The organism is Pseudalkalibacillus sp. R45, from assembly GCF_052246725.1.
Taxonomy (GTDB): Bacteria; Bacillota; Bacilli; order Bacillales; family Fictibacillaceae; genus Pseudalkalibacillus.
On record NZ_JBQQCL010000042.1, the window covers coordinates 1 to 2,199 of the forward strand.

Here is a 2,199-nt window from a genome sequence, read left to right on the forward strand (position 1 = left end):
AGGGCGCATGAGTACGTTGTCGTAGACCCGAAACCGAGTGATCTACCCATGTCCAGGGTGAAGTTCAGGTAACACTGAATGGAGGCCCGAACCCACGCACGTTGAAAAGTGCGGGGATGAGGTGTGGGTAGGGGTGAAATGCCAATCGAACTCGGAGATAGCTGGTTCTCCCCGAAATAGCTTTAGGGCTAGCCTCGTGGTGAGAGTTCTGGAGGTAGAGCACTGATTGGACTAGGGGTCCCCACAGGATTACCGAATTCAGTCAAACTCCGAATGCCAGGAACTTGTCCACGGGAGTCAGACTGCGAGTGATAAGATCCGTAGTCGAGAGGGAAACAGCCCAGACCATCAGCTAAGGTCCCCAAGTATACGTTAAGTGGAAAAGGATGTGGAGTTGCCCAGACAACCAGGATGTTGGCTTAGAAGCAGCCACCATTTAAAGAGTGCGTAATAGCTCACTGGTCGAGTGACTCTGCGCCGAAAATGTACCGGGGCTAAACGTATCACCGAAGCTATGGATTGTACCTTTGGTACAGTGGTAGGGGAGCGTTCGAAGGGCTGAGAAGCGAGACCGGAAGGACTCGTGGAGCGCTTTGAAGTGAGAATGCCGGTATGAGTAGCGAAAAGAGAAGTGAGAATCTTCTCCATCGAAAGCCCAAGGTTTCCTGAGGAAGGCTCGTCCGCTCAGGGTTAGTCGGGACCTAAGCCGAGGCCGAAAGGCGTAGGCGATGGCCAACAGGTTGAAATTCCTGTACCACCTCCTTTCCGTTTGAGCAACGGGGGGACGCAGGAAGGTAGGGAGAGCGCGCTGATGGATATGCGCGTCCAAGCAGTTAGGCCGGTGGATAGGCAAATCCGTCCACCATACGGCGAAGCTGTGATGGCGAGGGAACTAGAGTACCGAAGTCCCTGATCCTACACTGCCAAGAAAAGCCTCTAGCGAGGAAAGAGGTGCCCGTACCGTAAACCGACACAGGTAGGCGAGGAGAGAATCCTAAGATGCTCGGGAGAACTCTCGTTAAGGAACTCGGCAAAATGACCCCGTAACTTCGGGAGAAGGGGTGCTCTGATAGGGTGCAAGCCCGAGAGAGCCGCAGTGAAAAGATCCAAGCGACTGTTTAGCAAAAACACAGGTCTCTGCGAAGCCGTAAGGCGAAGTATAGGGGCTGACACCTGCCCGGTGCTGGAAGGTTAAGAGGAGGGGTTATCCCTTACGGGAGAAGCTCTGAATCGAAGCCCCAGTAAACGGCGGCCGTAACTATAACGGTCCTAAGGTAGCGAAATTCCTTGTCGGGTAAGTTCCGACCCGCACGAAAGGTGCAACGACTTGGATACTGTCTCAACGAGAGACCCGGTGAAATTATAGTACCTGTGAAGATGCAGGTTACCCGCGACAGGACGGAAAGACCCCATGGAGCTTTACTGTAGCCTGATATTGGATTTTGGTATCGTTTGTACAGGATAGGTAGGAGCCTTCGAAGCCGGACCGCCAGGTTCGGTGGAGGCGTCGGTGGGATACTACCCTGACGGTATTGAAATTCTAACCCAGGACCGTGATCCGGTTCGGAGACAGTGTCAGGTGGGCAGTTTGACTGGGGCGGTCGCCTCCTAAAGTGTAACGGAGGCGCCCAAAGGTTCCCTCAGAATGGTTGGAAATCATTCGCAGAGTGTAAAGGCACAAGGGAGCTTGACTGCGAGACCTACAAGTCGAGCAGGGACGAAAGTCGGGCTTAGTGATCCGGTGGTTCCGCATGGAAGGGCCATCGCTCAACGGATAAAAGCTACCCTGGGGATAACAGGCTTATCTCCCCCAAGAGTCCACATCGACGGGGAGGTTTGGCACCTCGATGTCGGCTCATCGCATCCTGGGGCTGAAGTAGGTCCCAAGGGTTGGGCTGTTCGCCCATTAAAGCGGTACGCGAGCTGGGTTCAGAACGTCGTGAGACAGTTCGGTCCCTATCCGTCGCGGGCGCAGGAAATTTGAGAGGAGCTGTCCTTAGTACGAGAGGACCGGGATGGACACACCGCTGGTGTACCAGTTGTTCCGCCAGGAGCATAGCTGGGTAGCTACGTGTGGACGGGATAAGTGCTGAAAGCATCTAAGCATGAAGCCCCCCTCAAGATGAGATTTCCCATCGCGTCAAGCGAGTAAGATCCCTCAGAGATGATGAGGTTGATAGGTCTGGTGTGGAAGCGTGG

1 rRNA gene is annotated in these 2,199 nt (G+C 54.4%); it reads left to right on the top strand.

Going from position 1 to position 2,199, the window contains the following annotated elements:
* Window positions 1-2,199: ribosomal RNA gene (locus ACTWQL_RS24760) — 23S ribosomal RNA — on the top strand; the annotation flags it as partial.